This window comes from Streptomyces sp. JLBT605 (assembly GCF_058215555.1).
The window spans coordinates 1,629,021-1,646,474 of sequence record NZ_CM177087.1 but is presented as its reverse complement, the minus strand read 5'-3'; the positions used below and the strand labels follow the sequence as shown (position 1 = coordinate 1,646,474).

Here is a 17,454-nt window from a genome sequence, read left to right as displayed (position 1 = left end):
TGCCACAGGGGGACACGACGCCCGCCGACCGGCCGGCATCCGAACACTCCTCACGACATACCGCTGATGACCTGTGGCATCAGCGAGGAAAGCAGACACTCATGTCTCACCTGCTCGACAACGTCGACGCCGCGTCGCTGCGCAGCGACATCCCGACCTTCCGCCCCGGCGACACGGTCAACGTCCACGTCCGCGTCATCGAGGGCAACCGCTCCCGTGTGCAGCAGTTCAAGGGCGTTGTGATCCGCCGCCAGGGCTCGGGCGTCCGCGAGACCTTCACGGTCCGCAAGGTCAGCTTCAGCGTCGGCGTCGAGCGCACCTTCCCGGTGCACACCCCGATCGTCGAGAAGATCGAGGTCGTCACCCGCGGTGACGTGCGCCGTGCGAAGCTGTACTACCTCCGTGACCTGCGCGGCAAGGCCGCGAAGATCAAGGAGAAGCGCGACAACTGAACACGTGTCGGATGTCCGGGCAGGGCCGGATAGGCTCTGGCCGATGGACACCGACGCAACGCTTCACGAGCGCGACCGCTCCGCCGAACCCGAAGAGGGCCAGGCGGAGCGGCCGCGCTCTTCGCGTTGGCGGACCTGGCGGCCGTACGCCCTGATCGCCGCCATCTGCTGCACGGTCACCCTGCTCGTCAGCAGCTTCCTCGTGCAGCCCTTCCTGATCCCCAGCGGCTCCATGGAGAACACCTTCCGGCCCGGGGACCGGGTGCTGGTCAACAAGCTGGCGTACCGTTTCGGTGATGAGCCGCGCCGCGGCGATGTCGTGGTCTTCGACGGGACGGGTTCCTTCGTGCGGGAGGAGCCTGACGAGAACCCGGTCACCGGGCTGATCCGCACGGTGGGCGCCGCCGTGGGGCTGGCCGAGCCGGCCGAGACCGACTACATCAAGCGCGTGATCGGAGTCGGCGGTGACCGCGTCACCTGCTGCGACGAACGGGGGAGGATCGAGGTGAACGGCCGACCGGTGGACGAGGACTACCTCTACCCGGGGGACGCGCCCTCGCGCGTGCGGTTCGACATCGTCGTCCCCCAGGGCCGGCTGTGGCTGATGGGGGACCACCGCAGCGCCTCCCGGGACTCCCGCGACCTCCTCGGCGCGCCGGGCGGCGGCTCGGTGCCGGTCGACAAGGTGATCGGCCGGGCCGACTGGATCGGCTGGCCGCTGGACAGGCTCACCCGGCTGCACCGGCCGCGGGCCTTCGACAAGATCCCCGAGCCGGGCGGGGCCCATGGGTAGCCGTGGGCGGCCGAAGTCCTCGCGCCGCCGCGGGCACGCCACTCCCGCCCCCGTCACATCCGCCCCTGTCACCGGGCCCTTCACCGCCCCCGTCACCGGGCCCGGAGCGCCCGTCACCGGCGTCGGCGCGACCGAGCCGCAAGCCGAGCCCGCAACCGGCGGACCGGAGGATCCTCAGACCGCCCCGACCCCGACGCGGCGGGCGACCGGCGGGCGGGCCGAGCGGCGCAAGGCGCTGCGCCGGATCAAGCGGCGCCGCCGGCGCTCCGCGGTCCGAGAGGTCCCGATCCTCATCGGGGTGGCGCTGCTGATCGCGCTGTTCCTCAAGACGTTCCTGGTCCAGGCGTTCGTCATCCCCTCCGGCTCGATGGAGCAGACGATCCGGATCGGGGACCGGGTGCTGGTGGACAAACTCACCCCCTGGTTCGGATCCAAGCCCGAGCGGGGCGACGTGGTCGTCTTCAAGGACCCGGGCGGCTGGCTGGACGAGGAGCCCAAGCCGAAGAACGACGACCCGGTGGGCATCAAGCAGGGCAAGCAGTTCCTGAGCTTCATCGGACTGCTCCCCTCGGAGGATGAGAAGGACCTGATCAAACGGGTGATCGGCATCGGTGGTGACACCGTGCGGTGCTGCGACAAGGACGGCCGGGTCACCGTCAACGGCACCCCGATCAACGAGCCGTACATCCACCCGGGCAACAAGCCCTCGGAGATCGAGTTCGAGGTGAAGGTGCCCAAGGGCCGGATCTTCGTGCTGGGCGATCACCGGGCCAATTCCCGGGACTCCCGCTACCACCTCGACGAAAAGGGGCACGGGACCATCTCGGAGGATCTGGTGGTCGGCCGTGCCGTGGTGATCGCCTGGCCGTTCGGCCACTGGCGGCGGCTGGAGGAGCGTGGCGCATATGCTTCGGTGCGGGACGCGCCGACGAGCAATCCGCAGGCGGACGGTTCGGCGCATAGTCTTGCCCCCAAGGACCAGGAAGGAATGGTCCGGCTCCCGACCCCTGCGGAACTCCCGCTCGTTATGGGAGTGGTGGTTCTGCGCCGTCCGTGGCGCAGACGGCAGAGCGGCGTGAGGAGTGGATGTGGGGGATTTGGCGGTCGGCGCACGATCCGGTCACGAAGAGCCCGAGGAGCAGCCCGGGACGACGGGGGGGAAGCCTGGGGAGCAGGCGCCCGCCCCCGGGCCGTCCATGGCCGGGGCGGACGACCGGGCCCAGGCGCCGGAGGCCGAGCCCCCATCCGAGGGCTCCGCCTCCCAGGGACCGGCCGCGGACGGACCGCCCCCCGGCGCACCGGCCTCCGAGGACGGCGAGAGCGGGACGAGCGGCGAGGGTGACGGCAAGCCCGCCGCGAAGAAGAAGCAGCGCTCCTTCTGGAAGGAGCTGCCCATCCTGGTCGGCATCGCGCTGCTGCTGGCGCTGCTGATCAAGACCTTCCTGGTGCAGGCCTTCTCCATCCCCTCGAACTCGATGCAGAACACCCTCCAGCGCGGGGACCGCGTCCTGGTCGACAAGCTGACCCCGTGGTTCGGCTCCAAGCCCGAGCGCGGCGAGGTCGTCGTCTTCCACGACCCGGGCGGCTGGCTGAGGGAGTCGGAGAAGACCGACTCCGGCCCCGTGGCCGAAGGCATTCAGACGGTGCTCAGCAAGATCGGCCTGATGCCCTCGGCGGACGAGAAGGACCTGATCAAGCGGGTCATCGCGGTCGGCGGAGACACCGTGGAGTGCAAGAAGTACGGCCCGGTCAAGGTCAACGGCAAGGCGCTCGACGAGCCGTACATCTTCCCCGGCGACAGCCCCTGCAACGACGAGCCGTTCGGGCCGATCAAGGTCCCCGAGGGCCGGCTGTGGGTGATGGGCGACCACCGGCAGGACTCGATGGACTCCCGCTACCACCAGAACCTGCACAACGGCACGATCTCCGAGGACGATGTCGTGGGGCGGGCGATCGTCGTCGCCTGGCCGATCGACCGCTGGGCCACGCTGCCCGTTCCGGACACCTTCGGACAGTCCGGGCTGAGCACCGCGATGGCGGCGGCGCCCTCGGCCCTGGGGCTGGCCGGCGCGGCACCCATCGTGCTGTGGCGCCGCCGCAGGCTGATCCGCAAGGCCACCGCGGAGACCGGCGGACGACAGGACAGCTGACGCGCGTCCGAACCGCCCGGTAGGGTGCGATTCCCATGCCCCACGGCATACGGAACCGGACCTTCTACGCGAGATCCCCCAGGATCCGCACGACGAGGCGGGAGCACCAGGATGAGCAGCGGAGCACGAAGCACGGGTGACGGCCGCGGCGGACCGGGCAGGATGCTGTCCGGGCTGGCCGTGGCCCTCGGCTGTGTGCTCTTCCTCGGCGGTTTCGTCTGGGGCGCCATCCTCTACCGGCCGTACACCGTCCCCACCGAATCGATGGCCCCGACCATCGAGCAGGGCTCGCGCGTGCTGGCCGAGCGGATAGACGGCGACGAGGTCCGCCGGGGCGACGTCGTCGTCTTCCGGGACAAGGTCTGGGGCGACGTGCCGATGGTCAAGCGTGTCGTCGGCGTCGGCGGCGACAAGGTGGCCTGCTGCGACGCACAGGGCCGCCTCATGGTCAACGGCAAGCCCATCGAAGAACCGTATCTGCCCGACGACGGCAAGCCCGCCTCGCCCGGCGAGTTCAGCGCCACCGTGCCCGAGGGCGAACTCTTCCTCCTCGGCGACCACCGCAACGACTCCGTGGACTCGCCCGAGCACCTCACCGACCGCAGCCACGGCACGGTGCCGGCCGGCGCGGTGGACGCGCGGGTCGACGCCACCGCCTGGCCCATGGACGGCTTCGGCATGCTGGAGCGGCCCACCGGCTTCGCGGACCTGCCCGGCGGGATCTCCGAACCCGGCCCGCTGCGCCCGCTCACCATCGCCGTCGTCGCCGGCGCCGTGCTGATCATGGCCGGCGCGGCCTACGGGCCGATCGCCCGGCTGGTCTCGCGCCGACGGGACCGGCGGCCGGAGCGCACCACGGAGGCCGTCCATGGCTGACGGCGGGCTGCGGAAGGTCGCCCGCGTGGTCCTGCTCGACCCGCACGACCGCATCCTGCTGCTGCACGGCTACGAGCCGGACGACCCCTCCTCGACCTGGTGGTTCACCCCCGGCGGCGGGCTGGAGGGCGAGGAGACCCGGGAACAGGCCGCCCGCCGCGAGCTGGCCGAGGAGACCGGGATCACCGACGTCGAGCTGGGCCCGGTGATCTGGCGGCGCATCTGCTCCTTCCCCTTCGACGGCCGCCGCTGGGACCAGGACGAGTGGTACTTCCTCGGCCGCACCCAGGCCACCGACGCCCGGCCGGGAGCGCTCACCGAGCTGGAGCGGCGCAGTGTGACCGGCCTCCGCTGGTGGACATGCGAGGAACTGGCCACCACTCATGAGACGGTGTATCCCACCAGGCTCGCCGCACTGCTGCGTACGCTGCTCGACGACGGCCCCCCGGCCACTCCACTGATCCTGGAGACTGAGCGTGTCTGACGCACAATGGGGGGACGCACGGCTGAAGGGGAACATGCCATGAGCGCCGAGGACCTCGAAAAGTACGAGACCGAGATGGAGCTCAAGCTCTACCGGGAGTACCGCGATGTCGTCGGTCTCTTCAAATACGTGATCGAGACCGAGCGGCGTTTCTACCTGACCAACGACTACGAGATGCAGGTGCACTCCGTCCAGGGCGAGGTCTTCTTCGAGGTGTCCATGGCGGACGCCTGGGTCTGGGACATGTACCGGCCGGCCCGCTTCGTCAAGCAGGTGCGGGTGCTCACCTTCAAGGACGTGAACATCGAAGAGCTCAACAAGAGCGACCTCGACCTTCCGGGTGGCTGAGTTATCCCCAAGCGGTCGACCGTCCACAGGATTCGTCCAAGATCCCCGGGCGCGGCGCACAGACCCCAGCATCGGTGCCGGAGGTGGTACCGATGCCGCAGTCTTCCCGGGGGCGATCCCCCGCATCCGCCGACCGCGCCCGCTCACCGAAGCCCCTGGCTCAAGATCCCCTGGCTCAAGGTTCCCCGGCGCCGGGCGCCCGGCCGCCCGGACGCACGCGGCCGCCCGGCGGCCAGGCCCCGGCCGACCGCTCACTCGGCCGACAGGCCCTCGGCCGCTGGGGCGAGGACCTGGCGGTTCGCCGACTGACCGAGGCGGGCATCGTCGTCCTGGAGCGGAACTGGCGATGCCGCGCCGGTGAGATCGACATCGTCGCCCGGGACGGCGACGCACTGGTCGTCTGCGAAGTCAAGACCCGCAGAGCAGGCCCCTTCGAACACCCGCTGGCCGCCGTCACGCCGAAGAAGACCGAGCGGCTGCGCCTGCTCGCCGAACGCTGGCTGGAGCCGCGGGGTGGCCCGCCGCCGGGCGGGGTGCGCATCGACGTGGTCGCCGTAACTCTGCCCGACCGCGGCGCCCCCGTCGTCGAACACGTGCGGGGGGTGGAGTGATGGGATTCGCCCGCACCTGCTCGGTCGCACTGGTCGGCGTCGAAGGCGTCGTGGTCGAGGTCCAGGCCGACCTCGAGCCCGGAGTCGCCGCCTTCACCCTCGTCGGCCTGCCCGACAAGAGCCTGGTCGAAAGCCGGGACCGGGTCCGCGCCGCCGTGGTCAACTCCGGCGCCGAATGGCCCCAGAAGAAACTCACCGTCGGCCTCAGCCCCGCCTCCGTCCCCAAAGGCGGCAGCGGCTTCGATCTTGCCGTGGCCTGCGCGGTGCTCGGCGCGGCCGAGTGCATCGACCCACGCGAGCTCGCCCACCTGATGATGATCGGCGAGCTGGGGCTCGACGGCCGGGTGCGGCCGGTGCGCGGCGTGCTCCCCGCCGTCCTCGCCGCGGCCGAAGCCGGCTACCAGCAGGTCGTCGTCCCCGAGCAGACCGCCGCCGAGGCGGCGCTGGTCCCCGGCGTCTCCGTGCTCGGCGTCCGCAGCCTGCGGCAGCTCATCGCCGTGCTCACCGACGCCCCCGTGCCCGAGGAGGAGGAAGACCTCGCCGAGGACGGCAGGCCGGACGCCATGCTCTCCGGCCTGCTGGTGCCCGGAGCCGGAGCCGGCACCGGCGTCCTCGCCACCTCCCTCAGCCCCCCGGGCCGGCCCGACATGTCCGAGGTCGCCGGACAACACGCCGCCCGCAAGGCCCTGGAGGTCGCCGCGGCGGGCGGCCACCACCTGCTCTTCATGGGGCCCCCGGGCGCGGGCAAGACCATGCTCGCCGAACGCCTGCCCGGGCTGCTCCCCCCGCTCACCCCCAAAGAGGCCCTGGAGGTCACGGCGGTGCACTCGGTGGCCGGGGTGCTCCCGCCCGGCAAGCCCCTGGTCGACGCCCCGCCCTACTGCGCACCGCACCACTCGGCGACCATGGCCGCCCTGGTCGGCGGCGGAAACGGCCTGCCGAGACCCGGAGCGGTATCCCTGGCCCACCGTGGCGTGCTCTTTCTGGACGAAGCGCCCGAATTCAGCGGCCGCGCACTGGACGCGCTGCGCCAGCCCCTGGAGTCGGGCCGGGTCGTCGTCGCCCGGTCCGCCGGCATGATGAGCATGCCCGCCCGCTTCCTGCTGGCCCTCGCCGCCAACCCCTGCCCCTGCGGACGCCACACCCAGTTCGGCGACGGCTGCGACTGCACCCCGATGGCGATCCGCCGCTACCAGGGACGGCTCTCCGGACCCCTGCTGGACCGCGTCGACCTGCGCGTCCAGGTCGCCCCGGTGACCCGCGCCGAGCTGGCCGCCCCGCCGGGCGAGGCGGAGAACACCGCCTCGGTCGCCGCCCGGGTCCGCGAGGCCCGGGGCCGCGCCCTGGCCCGCCTCGCCGGCACCCCCTGGGCCGCCAACAGCGAGGTGCCCGGCCATGAGCTGCGCACCCGCTTCCACCCCGAGCCCGGCGCCCTGCGGGAGGCCGAGCAGGACCTGGAGCGCGGCCTGCTCACCGCCCGCGGCCTGGACCGGGTGCTGCGCGTCGCCTGGACCATCGCCGACCTCGCCGGACACGCCCGTCCCACCGCGGACGACGTCGCCCATGCCCTGCAACTGCGCACCGGGCTGTCCCGCGGAGTTCCCGTCCCGGTGGGGGAGCGGTGAGCGCCGGCCCCGGGGACGAGGCCCCGGCCCCGCCCTGCGGCCCGCCGGGCTGGTACGGCGTCGGGTGGCAGGAGCGGCTGGCCCGGGCCGCCCTGACCCGGCTGGTGGAGCCCGGCGACGAGAAGGTGGGCCGCTGGCTGCGCGACATGGGCCCGGTCGAACTGCACCAGGCCCTGACCGGCGCGGCGGCGCCACCGAGCGGAGCCTCCGGCGAGCGGCTGGCCGGATGCGCGCTCCGCGCCACCGGACTCGACCCCGCCGCCGACCTGGCCGCCGTCGACCGGATCGGCGGCAGGTTCATCTGCCCCGGTGACCTCGACTGGCCCCGGCAACTCGACGACCTGGGCGATGCCCGGCCGATCGGGCTGTGGGTGCGCGGCTCACCGTCACTGCGGCTGTGGGCGCTGCGCTCGGTGGCCGTGGTGGGCGCCCGGGCCTGCTCGGACTACGGCTCGCACGTCGCCTCCGGCCTCGGATCCGGGCTCGCCGAGCGCGGCTGGGCGGTGGTCTCCGGCGCGGCGCACGGCGTGGACGCGATCGCGCACCGGGGGGCGCTCGCGGCGGGCGGCGCGACCATCGCGGTACTGGCGTCGAGCCTGGACACCCCATACCCCCGGGCGCACGCCGGGTTGATCCAGCGCATCGCCGAACAGGGCCTGGTCATCGCCGAACTGCCGCCCGGCGGACACCCCACCCGGGCCAGATTCCTGCTCCGCAACCGGGTCATCGCCGCCCTGACCCGAGGCACGGTCGTCGTCGAGGCCGCGTACCGCAGCGGCTCGCTGGTCACCGCCCGCAAGGCCCAGGCGCTCGGCCGCGTCACCATGGGCGTCCCGGGCCCGATCACCAGCGGGCTCTCCGCCGGCGTGCACGAACTGCTGCGCAACGAGGCCGTCCTGGTCACCGACCCGGCCGAAGTGGTCGAGATGGTCGGCGGAATCGGGGAGCTCGCACCGGCGCGCCGCGGGCCGCTCATCGCACGCGACACGCTCCCTCCCGTGACGGCACGCGTGCTGGACGCGTTGTCGGCACAGGGCGGCAGTGACGTGCGAGAGGTGGCCCGCGAGGCGGGGACCAGCCGTGACGAAGCGCTGACACGACTCCACGAGCTGCTCGCCCTGGGATTCGTCGAACGCGCAGGCGATCGTTGGGTGTTGGTCCGCATCGACGCCAGGAACGGCGCCGCACGGCGAGGCGGTCCATAGATTTGGGGCAATCGGGTGAAAGGGTTGAGGCGATGACCGCATCCGCGCAGCACCGCACCGACATCCCTCGCTTACCGCGACGTCTCCGTCACGCCATGTCCGCGAGGTGGCCGACGGGAGCGCGCCCGCTCGTCCACCTCACCTACCTCACAGCAGAACGGCTCAAGGCGACGAATGCCTCAGCACACCTCCGGGCCTGACCGCACGGCAGTGGCGGCGGCTGCCGACGACGGCGCCGCGCGCCCCGCCGCCCCCTCCTCGCTCGACGAACTGTGGCGGTCCTACAAAGCCACCGGCGACGAACGCCTGCGGGAGCAGCTGATCCTGCACTACTCCCCGCTGGTCAAATACGTCGCGGGCCGGGTCAGCGTGGGCCTGCCGTCCAACGTCGAGCAGGCCGACTTCGTGTCCTCGGGAGTCTTCGGGCTCATCGACGCCATCGAGAAGTTCGAGCCCGAGCGGGCCATCAAGTTCGAGACATACGCGATCACCCGGATCCGCGGCGCCATGATCGACGAGTTGCGGGCGCTGGACTGGATCCCGCGGTCCGTCCGGCAGAAGGCCCGCGAGGTGGAGCGCGCGTACGCCACGCTGGAAGCCGCGCTGCGCCGCACCCCCTCGGAAGCCGAGGTGGCGGCGGAGATGAACATCGGGCTGGACGAACTGCACAGCGTCTTCAGCCAGTTGTCGCTGGCCAACGTGGTCGCCCTGGAGGAGCTGCTGCACGTCGGCGGCGAGGGCGGCGACCGCCTGAGCCTGATGGACACCCTCGAGGACACGGCCGCCGACAACCCCGTCGAGGTGGCCGAGGACCGCGAACTGCGCCGGCTGCTGGCGCGCGCGATCAACACCCTCCCGGAGCGGGAGAAGACGGTCGTCACCCTCTACTACTACGAGGGCCTCACCTTGGCCGAAATCGGCCAGGTCCTGGGCGTCACCGAGAGCCGGGTCAGCCAGATCCACACCAAGTCGGTGCTCCAGTTGCGGGCCAAACTGGCCGACGTCGGTCGCTGAATCGTCCCTCCACCAACCACGGCCCGAGCGTCTTTCGTACAGTGTTCAGGTGCCCAGGATTCGAGCGGCCTCAGTGGCCGAGCACCGGACGATGCAGCGCGGCGCCCTGCTGGACGCCGCCCGATCCCTGCTGTCCGAGGGCGGCACGGAGGCGCTGACCTTCCCCGCACTCGCCGAGCGCACCGGTCTCGCGCGGTCCTCCGTCTATGAGTACTTCCGCTCCCGGGCGGCGGTCGTCGAAGAGCTGTGCGCCGTCGACTTCCCGGTCTGGGCGGCCGAGGTCGAGGCCGCCATGGAGCAGGCCGACACGCCCGAGGCGAAGATCGAGGCATATGTGCGGCAGCAGCTCGCCCTCGTCGGCGACCGGCGCCACCGCGCCGTCGTGGCGATCTCGGCCGGCGAGCTGGACGCCGGGGCACGGGAGAAGATCCGCGCCGCCCACGGCGGCCTGATCGCCATGGTCGTCGAAGCCCTCCGCGGCCTGGGACACGAGCAGCCCCGGCTGGCCGCGATGCTGCTCCAGGGCGTGGTGGACGCCGCGGTGCGCCGCATCGAGCTCGGCGCGGCGGAGGAGCCGGAGCACATCACCGAAGCGGCCGTCGCCATGGCCCTGCGCGGCGTCCGGGGCTGACCCGCCCCCCGCTTCCCCCTCCCTCCCCCCCCGCCCCACCCACCCCCACCCACCCCCACCCGTGCCCCACCCCCACCCGTGCCTCGCCCCCGCCCCCGCCCAGGGTCAGCTCTGGTTCCCCGGCGGTTCGGGGATGCCGAAGACCGGGAGCAGTCGGGAGGGGCCTCGCCGCAGCATCGACGGCGGCAGCAGCGACAGCGGGTCGAGGTAGCGGTCCCCGCGCCGCAGCCCCCAGTGCAGACAACCGGGCGGGCCGGAGGAAGCTCCGGTGCCGGCGGAACCTCCCGTGCCGTTCCGGCAGTGCGGGGCGCCGGGGTCGGCCGCCAGTGCGCCCACCACCTGCCCGGCCGCCACCCGGTCCCCCTTGCGCACCGTCGGGCGCACCGGCTCATAGGTGATCCGCAGCGGCGGCCGGCCGGTCCCGTCGAGCTCGATCGAGATCACGCCACGCCCGGCCACCGGCCCGGCGAAGACCACCCGCCCCGCAGCCGCGGCCCGCACCGGCTGCCCGCGGCGAGCCGCCAGATCCACGCCGCGGTGGCCGGCCGCCCAGGGCGCGGGCGGCGGCTCCCAGCCGCGCAGCACGACGGGCCGCGCGGCACCCGCCGCGCCCGCCACCGGCCACACCCACTCCGGCGCAGCGCCGCCCGGTGCGGGGCGCGCCGGGCGCTGCGGCCCGGCCGGAGCCTCCGCGGGCTCAGTCCCTGGCGGCCCGGCTTCCGCCGCCGAGATCGTCGTCGGCCCGCTGTCCGGCGCAGAGATCGTCGTCGGCCCGGCGTCGGCCGCCGAGATCGTGGCCGACGCCCCAGACACGAGCGCCCCCACCAGCACCGCGACCAGCAGCGCGGTCGGACGCCCGCCCTCACGGTTCCGACGCCCGTCCCCACCGGGCAGCTGCCCGTCCCCACCGACGTGCCCTCCGCCCCCACCGGGCAGCCGTCCGTCCCCACCGCCCCGCCGTCCGCCACCGTGGCGCGTGCGCGTTCCCTGTCGTCGTCCCAGAAGTCCCATGGGGCTACGGTGACGTCGGGTGACGAGGCACGGGGATCTTGCCCGGGATCTGTGGAGTACTCCCGGGTTGTGGACATCGCCGTCACCCGGCACCGCACCGGTCCCGTACACTTCTTATGGCGATCCGGGTCACCGGGTCGACTTCGCACGCCCCGCCACCTGTGCTTCAGCCTTTTCCGGGCAGCGCGGTGGCCGTGTCCCTCGGTCCTCGGAAAGTCCCGCAAGGCTTCCCGTGGCAAGACGCGCCGGGGCGTCAGGCGCGGCGGCCGACCGGTCACCGCGGAACCGAGTACCTCAAGGAGTACGGCCATGGCCGTCGTCACGATGCGGGAGCTGCTGGAGAGCGGCGTCCACTTCGGGCACCAGACCCGCCGCTGGAACCCGAAGATGAAGCGCTTCATCTTCACCGAGCGCAACGGCATCTACATCATCGACCTGCTCCAGTCGCTGTCGTACATCGACCGCGCCTACGAGTTCGTCAAGGAGACCGTCGCGCACGGCGGCTCCATCATGTTCGTCGGCACCAAGAAGCAGGCGCAGGAGGCCATCGCCGAGCAGGCCACCCGCGTCGGCATGCCCTACGTCAACCAGCGCTGGCTGGGCGGCATGCTCACCAACTTCTCGACCGTCTACAAGCGCCTGCAGCGCCTGAAGGAGCTCGAGCAGATCGACTTCGAGGACGTGGCCGCCTCCGGCCTCACCAAGAAGGAGCTCCTGGTCCTCTCGCGTGAGAAGGCCAAGCTGGAGAAGACCCTCGGTGGTATCCGCGAGATGCAGAAGGTGCCCAGCGCCGTCTGGATCGTGGACACCAAGAAGGAGCACATCGCGGTCGGTGAGGCGCGCAAGCTCCGCATCCCGGTCGTCGCGATCCTCGACACCAACTGTGACCCGGACGAGGTCGACTACAAGATCCCGGGCAACGACGACGCGATCCGCTCCGTCACCCTCCTCACCCGTGTGATCGCCGACGCCGTCGCCGAGGGCCTCATCGCCCGCTCCGGCGCCGCTGCCGAGGGCAAGGGCGAGAAGGCCGCCGGCGAGCCGCTGGCCGAGTGGGAGCGCGACCTCCTCGAGGGCGACAAGAAGGCTGACGAGGCCGCCGAGAAGCCGGCTGAGGCCGCCGCTGAGGCCCCTGCCGCTGAGGCTCCGGCCGCCGACGCCGAGCAGGGCTGACGCACCGAACGGCGGGGGAGAACCCCCCGCCGTTCCCCGGTAGATCCACCGACGGATCTCGTCTGAGAAGCGACTCACGGACCGTGACTCGTCCCTCACACTGGAGGCGAGGGCTTCTCACTCGGCCGTCGTGGTGACCTCATGACGGACAAGCCACAAGAAGGATTCAAGGATGGCGAACTACACCGCCGCTGACGTCAAGAAGCTCCGCGAGCAGACCGGCGCCGGCATGATGGACTGCAAGAAGGCGCTCGACGAGGCCGAGGGCAACCTCGAGAAGGCCATCGAGATCGTCCGCGTCAAGGGCCTGAAGGGCGTCGCCAAGCGCGAGAGCCGCACCACCGAGAACGGCGCGGTCGCCTCCCGCATCGCCGAGGACAACACCTCCGGCGTCATCGTCGAGCTGAAGTGCGAGACGGACTTCGTCGCCAAGGGTGAGAAGTTCATCGCCGTCGCCGACGCCCTGGCCGCGCACATCGCCAAGGCCGCCCCGGCCGACGTCGAGGCCCTCATGGCCTCCGAGATCGAGGCCGGCAAGACCGTCCAGGCGTTCGTGGACGAGGCCAACGCCACCCTCGGCGAGAAGATCGTCGTCGACCGCTTCGCGCACTTCGCCGACGGCCTGGTCTTCGCCTACATGCACCGCACCGCCGCGGACCTGCCCCCGCAGGTCGGCGTCCTGGTCGAGCTGGACAAGGCCGACGCCGAGGTCGCCAAGGACGTCGCGCAGCACATCGCCGCCTTCGCGCCGAAGTTCCTCTCCCGCGACGCCATCCCGGCCGAGGTCGTGGAGAACGAGCGCCGCGTCGCCGAGGCCACCGCGCGCGAGGAGGGCAAGCCCGAGGCCGCCCTGCCGAAGATCGTCGAGGGTCGCGTCACCGGCTTCTTCAAGGAGCAGGTCCTGCTGGACCAGCCCTTCGCCAAGGACAACAAGAAGACCGTCGAGAAGGTGCTGGCCGAGGCCGGCGTCTCGCTGAAGCGTTTCGCACGCATCCGCGTCGGCGCCTGAGCCCGGTCGGGCAGCGAATAAGGTGCGGCCCCGCTAGGGTCGTACGCAGCCAGCCGTCCACCGGCCGGCCGCAGATGTGACGAGGAGGCCATTGCCGCAGAGGTCGAAGACCCATCCGGCAGTGGCCTTCTTCGTATGTGCACGAGGAGATCTCCAATGAATCAGGGCGCGGACGCCACACGAGCCGCCGACGACAACCCCGCCGACGGCACCGGCAAGACCCGCAGGTTCCTGCTGAAGCTGTCCGGGGAGGCATTCGCCGGCGGCGGCGGCCTCGGCGTCGACCCCGACGTCGTGCACGCCATCGCCCGCGAGATCGCGGCCGTCGTCCGCGACGGCGCCGAGATCGCCATCGTGATCGGCGGCGGCAACTTCTTCCGCGGCGCCGAGCTCCAGCAGCGCGGCATGGACCGGGCCCGGTCCGACTACATGGGCATGCTCGGAACCGTCATGAACTGCCTCGCCCTCCAGGACTTCCTGGAGAAGGAGGGCATCGACTCCCGCGTCCAGACCGCCATCACCATGGGCCAGGTCGCGGAGCCGTACATCCCGCTGCGGGCCGTTCGCCACCTGGAGAAGGGCCGCGTCGTCATCTTCGGCGCCGGCATGGGCATGCCGTACTTCTCCACCGACACCACCGCCGCACAGCGGGCCCTGGAGATCGACGCCGAGGCGCTGCTGCTGGGCAAGAACGGCGTGGACGGGGTCTACGACTCCGACCCGAAGACCAACCCGGACGCGGTGAAGTTCGACGCCCTGGAGTACGGCGAGGTGATCGCCCGCGACCTCAAGGTCGCCGACGCCACCGCCATCACCCTGTGCCGGGACAACAAGCTGCCGATCCTGGTCTTCGAGCTGCTCGCCGAGGGCAATATCGCGCGCGCGGTGAAGGGTGAGAAGATCGGCACGCTCGTGAGCGATCAGGGCACCCGATCCTGACAGGCCGTCAGCCGGTCTGTCGACAGCTCGTTACGGGGATGGACAACGGCCTGCCGGTCGTACACCGTGCAGGAGAAGACGCACGCAGGGGCGAGGCTCTGCTTACTGATAACACCAGGAGCAAGTGGTGATCGAAGAGATCCTCCTCGAGGCCGAGGAGAAGATGGAGAAGGCCGTTGTGGTCGCCAAGGAGGACTTCGCCGCGATCCGCACCGGGCGTGCGCATCCGGCGATGTTCAACAAGATCGTGGCGGACTACTACGGTGCGATGACGCCGATCAACCAGCTGGCGTCCTTCTCGGTGCCGGAGCCGCGCATGGCCGTGGTCACCCCCTTCGACAAGAGCGCGCTGCGCAACATCGAAGAGGCGATCCGCAACTCCGACCTGGGCGTCAACCCCAGCAACGACGGCAACATCATCCGGGTGACCTTCCCCGAGCTCACCGAGCAGCGCCGCCGGGAGTTCATCAAGGTCGCCAAGGGCAAGGGCGAGGACGCGAAGATCTCGATCCGCTCCGTCCGCCGCAAGGCCAAGGAGTCCCTCGACAAGCTCGTCAAGGACAAGGAGTCCGGCGAGGACGAGGTCCGCCGCGCCGAGAAGGAGCTCGACGACACCACCGCCAAGTACGTGGCGCAGGTGGATGAGCTGCTCAAGCACAAGGAAGCCGAGCTGCTTGAGGTCTGATGAACGACTCTTCCTGGGGGGCCCCGGCACGCGCCGGATACCGGGGTCCGACCGACCGGGGGCCTGCCGTATCGGCGGGTCCCGCGCACAAGGTGGGCGAGGCGGCGCAGACTCGGCCCATGCCCACCGTGCCCGACGCAGGCGGAAACCAGGACGACCGTGATCGGGGGGCCGCTCGGCCGAGTGGCTCCCCCTTCCGTGACGGGCAGGAACCGCCGCGTGGGTCGTCTCAGCGGCCCGCCGCGCCGGCCTCCCGGCCCGACTCCACCCCCACGCCGGCACCCGCGGCCGCACCCGCCAAGAAGAGCGCGGGCCGCGATCTGCGGGCCGCGATAGGGGTCGGCGTCGCGCTGGGCGCGGTGATCGTGGCGTCCCTCTTCGTCTACAAGCCCGTCTTCCTCGGTGTGATAGCGATCGCCGTGGTGGTCGGGCTGTGGGAGCTGACCTCCCGGCTGGCCGAGCGCAAGGACATCCGCGTCCCGCTGATCCCGCTGGCCGTCGGCGGTGTCGCCATGGTGATCGCGGGGTTCGTGCGCGGCTCGGAGGGCGCATGGGTGGCCGTGGCCCTCACCGCCCTCGCGGTGCTGGTCTGGCGCATGACCGAGCCGCCGGAGAACTACCTCCGGGACGTCACGGCCGGTGTCTTCGCCGCGTTCTACGTGCCGTTCCTGGCCACCTTCGTGGCGCTGATGCTCGCCGCCGACGACGGGCCGTGGCGGGTGCTGACCTTCCTGCTGCTCACCGTGGTCAGCGACACCGGCGCGTACGCGGTCGGCTGGCGCTTCGGCAAGCACAAGCTCGCCCCGCGCATCAGCCCCGGCAAGACCCGCGAGGGACTGCTGGGCGCCATCGCCTTCGCCATGATCGCGGGCGCGCTGTGCATGCGGTACGCCATCGACGGCGGCGCCTGGTGGCAGGGCGTGCTGCTCGGCCTCGCTGTCGCGATCAGCGCCACCCTCGGCGACCTCGGCGAGTCCATGATCAAGCGGGACCTCGGCATCAAGGACATGGGCAAGCTCCTGCCAGGCCATGGCGGCATCATGGACCGGCTCGACTCGCTGCTGCCGACGGCGCCGGTGGTGTGGCTGCTGCTGGTGGTCTTCGTGGGGCAGGGATGAGCGGGGCATGGCGCCACGCGGCGGTAGCCGCACATCGGTCGCCGTATGGACCGGCCCGACTCGCTGCTGCCGACGGCGCCGGTGGTGTGCTGCTGGTGGTCTTCGTCGGCCAGGGCTAGATCACCGCTGAGCTGCGCAAACGGGACGTGGGGCCCCGCCGTCGACTTCGATGGCCGGGCCCCACGCTCGCGTCTGCGACACTGGTGGAACCATGCCGAAGCCCGGAGAACTCACTTTCGTCGCCCCGCGCGGAGCCAAGAAGCCCCCGCGGCACCTCGCCGATCTCGACCCCGCCCAGCGCCGCGAGGCCGTAGCCGCCATCGGTGAGAAGCCCTTCCGCGCCAAGCAGCTGTCGCAGCACTACTTCGCCCGGTACGCCCACGACCCGGCCCAGTGGACCGACATCCCGGCCGCCGCCCGCGAGAAGCTGGCGAGCGAGCTGCTGCCCGAGCTGATGAGCGTCGTCCGGCACATCTCCTGTGACGACGACACCACCCGCAAGACCCTGTGGCGGCTCTTCGACGGCACCCTCGTGGAGTCCGTGCTGATGCGCTACCCGGACCGGGTCACCATGTGCATCAGCTCGCAGGCCGGCTGCGGCATGAACTGCCCGTTCTGCGCCACCGGCCAGGCCGGGCTGGACCGCAACCTGTCCACCGCCGAGATCGTGCACCAGATCGTGGACGGGATGCGGGCGCTGCGGGACGGCGAGATCCCCGGGGGACCGGCGCGGCTGTCGAACATCGTCTTCATGGGCATGGGCGAGCCGCTGGCCAACTACAACCGTGTGATCGGCGCCATCCGTCGGCTCACCGACCCCGAGCCGGACGGCCTCGGCCTCTCCCAGCGCGGCATCACCGTCTCCACGGTGGGCCTGGTCCCGGCGATGCTGCGCTTCGCCGACGAGGGCTTCAAGTGCCGGCTGGCCGTCTCGCTGCACGCCCCGGACGACGAGCTGCGCGACACCCTGGTGCCGGTCAACACCCGCTGGAAGGTCCGCGAGGTGCTCGACGCCGCCTGGGAGTACGCCGCCAAGTCCGGCCGCCGTGTCTCCATCGAGTACGCCCTCATCCGGGACATCAACGACCAGGCATGGCGGGGCGACCTGCTGGGCCGGCTCCTCAAGGGCCGCCGGGTGCACGTCAACCTCATCCCGCTCAACCCGACCCCCGGCTCGAAGTGGACCGCCTCCCGCCCCGAGGACGAGCGGGCGTTCGTCGCGGCCCTGGAGTCGCACGGCGTCCCTGTCACGGTCCGGGACACCCGCGGGCAGGAGATCGACGGGGCCTGCGGTCAGCTGGCCGCCGCGGAGCGCTGATACTGTGCCTTC

At 71.6% G+C, this 17,454-nt stretch carries 19 protein-coding genes; 18 read left to right on the top strand and 1 reads right to left on the bottom strand.

All coding sequences use genetic code 11. The features are described from left to right. Positions 1 to 101: 101 nt before the first annotated feature. The 12 genes from rplS (at position 102) to AC4BDD_RS07365 (ending at position 10,189) form a co-directional block, all read left to right on the top strand. Entirely contained in the window at positions 102 to 452 is a 351-nt protein-coding gene (gene rplS, locus AC4BDD_RS07420) for a 50S ribosomal protein L19 (protein WP_304464196.1), read from the top strand. 43 nt (positions 453 to 495) lie between these two features. After that, positions 496 to 1,245, top strand: coding sequence for a signal peptidase I (gene lepB / locus AC4BDD_RS07415; protein WP_490690172.1), 750 nt, complete (start codon positions 496 to 498; stop codon positions 1,243 to 1,245). Then, positions 1,238 to 2,587: a signal peptidase I gene (lepB, locus tag AC4BDD_RS07410; protein WP_490690171.1), complete on the top strand. Its 1,350-nt coding sequence runs from the start codon at positions 1,238 to 1,240 to the stop codon at positions 2,585 to 2,587. The genes lepB (AC4BDD_RS07415) and lepB (AC4BDD_RS07410) overlap by 8 nt, the downstream gene beginning before the upstream one ends. Before the next feature lie 46 nt (positions 2,588 to 2,633). Continuing rightward, entirely contained in the window at positions 2,634 to 3,395 is a 762-nt protein-coding gene (gene lepB, locus AC4BDD_RS07405; protein WP_490691699.1) for a signal peptidase I, read from the top strand. A gap of 111 nt (positions 3,396 to 3,506) precedes the next feature. Further along, the gene (gene lepB, locus AC4BDD_RS07400; protein ID WP_490690170.1) at positions 3,507 to 4,271 is read left to right on the top strand and encodes a signal peptidase I; all 765 of its coding nucleotides are present in this window, start codon (positions 3,507 to 3,509) and stop codon (positions 4,269 to 4,271) included. Beyond that, entirely contained in the window at positions 4,264 to 4,755 is a 492-nt protein-coding gene (locus AC4BDD_RS07395; protein WP_490690169.1) for an NUDIX hydrolase, read from the top strand. The genes lepB (AC4BDD_RS07400) and AC4BDD_RS07395 overlap by 8 nt, the downstream gene beginning before the upstream one ends. 39 nt (positions 4,756 to 4,794) lie before the next feature. Further along, complete coding sequence (locus AC4BDD_RS07390) at positions 4,795 to 5,103, top strand: DUF2469 domain-containing protein (protein WP_009714730.1); 309 nt, start codon at positions 4,795 to 4,797, stop codon at positions 5,101 to 5,103. A gap of 290 nt (positions 5,104 to 5,393) precedes the next feature. Beyond that, positions 5,394 to 5,714: a YraN family protein gene (locus tag AC4BDD_RS07385; RefSeq protein WP_490691698.1), complete on the top strand. Its 321-nt coding sequence runs from the start codon at positions 5,394 to 5,396 to the stop codon at positions 5,712 to 5,714. Next, positions 5,714 to 7,339 carry a YifB family Mg chelatase-like AAA ATPase gene (locus AC4BDD_RS07380; RefSeq protein WP_490690168.1) on the top strand — a complete coding sequence of 542 codons (1,626 nt, stop codon included), beginning with the start codon at positions 5,714 to 5,716 and terminating at the stop codon, positions 7,337 to 7,339. Before AC4BDD_RS07385 ends, AC4BDD_RS07380 begins: the two co-directional genes overlap by 1 nt. After that, entirely contained in the window at positions 7,336 to 8,544 is a 1,209-nt protein-coding gene (gene dprA, locus AC4BDD_RS07375) for a DNA-processing protein DprA (RefSeq protein WP_490690167.1), read from the top strand. Before AC4BDD_RS07380 ends, dprA begins: the two co-directional genes overlap by 4 nt. A 174-nt stretch (positions 8,545 to 8,718) precedes the next feature. After that, positions 8,719 to 9,558, top strand: a complete 840-nt coding sequence (gene whiG / locus AC4BDD_RS07370; RefSeq protein WP_490690166.1) for an RNA polymerase sigma factor WhiG — start codon at positions 8,719 to 8,721, stop codon at positions 9,556 to 9,558. 91 nt (positions 9,559 to 9,649) lie between these two features. Further along, the gene (locus AC4BDD_RS07365) at positions 9,650 to 10,189 is read left to right on the top strand and encodes a TetR/AcrR family transcriptional regulator (protein WP_490691697.1); all 540 of its coding nucleotides are present in this window, start codon (positions 9,650 to 9,652) and stop codon (positions 10,187 to 10,189) included. A gap of 105 nt (positions 10,190 to 10,294) precedes the next feature. On the opposite strand, the gene AC4BDD_RS07360 is transcribed toward AC4BDD_RS07365, so the two are convergent. Beyond that, positions 10,295 to 11,002: a murein hydrolase activator EnvC family protein gene (locus AC4BDD_RS07360; RefSeq protein ID WP_490690165.1), complete on the bottom strand. Its 708-nt coding sequence runs from the start codon at positions 11,000 to 11,002 to the stop codon at positions 10,295 to 10,297. A 507-nt stretch (positions 11,003 to 11,509) separates the two neighbouring features. Here AC4BDD_RS07360 and rpsB point away from each other — a divergent pair. The 6 genes from rpsB to rlmN all read left to right on the top strand — a co-directional run bounded on the left by rpsB (position 11,510) and on the right by rlmN (position 17,442). Beyond that, positions 11,510 to 12,373, top strand: coding sequence for a 30S ribosomal protein S2 (gene rpsB, locus AC4BDD_RS07355; RefSeq protein ID WP_490690164.1), 864 nt, complete (start codon positions 11,510 to 11,512; stop codon positions 12,371 to 12,373). A 172-nt stretch (positions 12,374 to 12,545) separates the two neighbouring features. Continuing rightward, positions 12,546 to 13,382, top strand: a complete 837-nt coding sequence (gene tsf / locus AC4BDD_RS07350; protein ID WP_490690163.1) for a translation elongation factor Ts — start codon at positions 12,546 to 12,548, stop codon at positions 13,380 to 13,382. 156 nt (positions 13,383 to 13,538) lie between these two features. After that, the gene (pyrH, locus tag AC4BDD_RS07345) at positions 13,539 to 14,321 is read left to right on the top strand and encodes a UMP kinase (protein WP_490690162.1); all 783 of its coding nucleotides are present in this window, start codon (positions 13,539 to 13,541) and stop codon (positions 14,319 to 14,321) included. Between the two features lie 127 nt (positions 14,322 to 14,448). Then, positions 14,449 to 15,006 carry a ribosome recycling factor gene (gene frr / locus AC4BDD_RS07340; protein ID WP_490690161.1) on the top strand — a complete coding sequence of 186 codons (558 nt, stop codon included), beginning with the start codon at positions 14,449 to 14,451 and terminating at the stop codon, positions 15,004 to 15,006. Further along, positions 15,006 to 16,124, top strand: coding sequence for a phosphatidate cytidylyltransferase (locus AC4BDD_RS07335; RefSeq protein WP_490690160.1), 1,119 nt, complete (start codon positions 15,006 to 15,008; stop codon positions 16,122 to 16,124). Before frr ends, AC4BDD_RS07335 begins: the two co-directional genes overlap by 1 nt. 211 nt (positions 16,125 to 16,335) lie before the next feature. Then, on the top strand, positions 16,336 to 17,442 hold the full coding sequence (gene rlmN, locus AC4BDD_RS07330; protein ID WP_490690159.1) for a dual-specificity RNA methyltransferase RlmN: 1,107 nt from the start codon (positions 16,336 to 16,338) through the stop codon (positions 17,440 to 17,442). Positions 17,443 to 17,454 lie beyond the last annotated feature (12 nt).

Bases quoted from the DNA above. Each gene is read 5' to 3' on its own strand.
- rplS (WP_304464196.1), top strand. From the start codon at position 102: ATGTCTCACCTGCTCGACAACGTCGACGCCGCGTCGCTGCGCAGCGAC.
- lepB (WP_490690172.1), top strand. From the start codon at position 496: ATGGACACCGACGCAACGCTTCACGAGCGCGACCGCTCCGCCGAACCC.
- lepB (WP_490690171.1), top strand. From the start codon at position 1,238: ATGGGTAGCCGTGGGCGGCCGAAGTCCTCGCGCCGCCGCGGGCACGCC.
- lepB (WP_490690170.1), top strand. From the start codon at position 3,507: ATGAGCAGCGGAGCACGAAGCACGGGTGACGGCCGCGGCGGACCGGGC.
- AC4BDD_RS07395 (WP_490690169.1), top strand. From the start codon at position 4,264: ATGGCTGACGGCGGGCTGCGGAAGGTCGCCCGCGTGGTCCTGCTCGAC.
- AC4BDD_RS07390 (WP_009714730.1), top strand. From the start codon at position 4,795: ATGAGCGCCGAGGACCTCGAAAAGTACGAGACCGAGATGGAGCTCAAG.
- AC4BDD_RS07380 (WP_490690168.1), top strand. From the start codon at position 5,714: ATGGGATTCGCCCGCACCTGCTCGGTCGCACTGGTCGGCGTCGAAGGC.
- whiG (WP_490690166.1), top strand. From the start codon at position 8,719: ATGCCTCAGCACACCTCCGGGCCTGACCGCACGGCAGTGGCGGCGGCT.
- AC4BDD_RS07365 (WP_490691697.1), top strand. From the start codon at position 9,650: ATGCAGCGCGGCGCCCTGCTGGACGCCGCCCGATCCCTGCTGTCCGAG.
- rpsB (WP_490690164.1), top strand. From the start codon at position 11,510: ATGGCCGTCGTCACGATGCGGGAGCTGCTGGAGAGCGGCGTCCACTTC.
- tsf (WP_490690163.1), top strand. From the start codon at position 12,546: ATGGCGAACTACACCGCCGCTGACGTCAAGAAGCTCCGCGAGCAGACC.
- pyrH (WP_490690162.1), top strand. From the start codon at position 13,539: ATGAATCAGGGCGCGGACGCCACACGAGCCGCCGACGACAACCCCGCC.
- AC4BDD_RS07335 (WP_490690160.1), top strand. From the start codon at position 15,006: ATGAACGACTCTTCCTGGGGGGCCCCGGCACGCGCCGGATACCGGGGT.
- rlmN (WP_490690159.1), top strand. From the start codon at position 16,336: ATGCCGAAGCCCGGAGAACTCACTTTCGTCGCCCCGCGCGGAGCCAAG.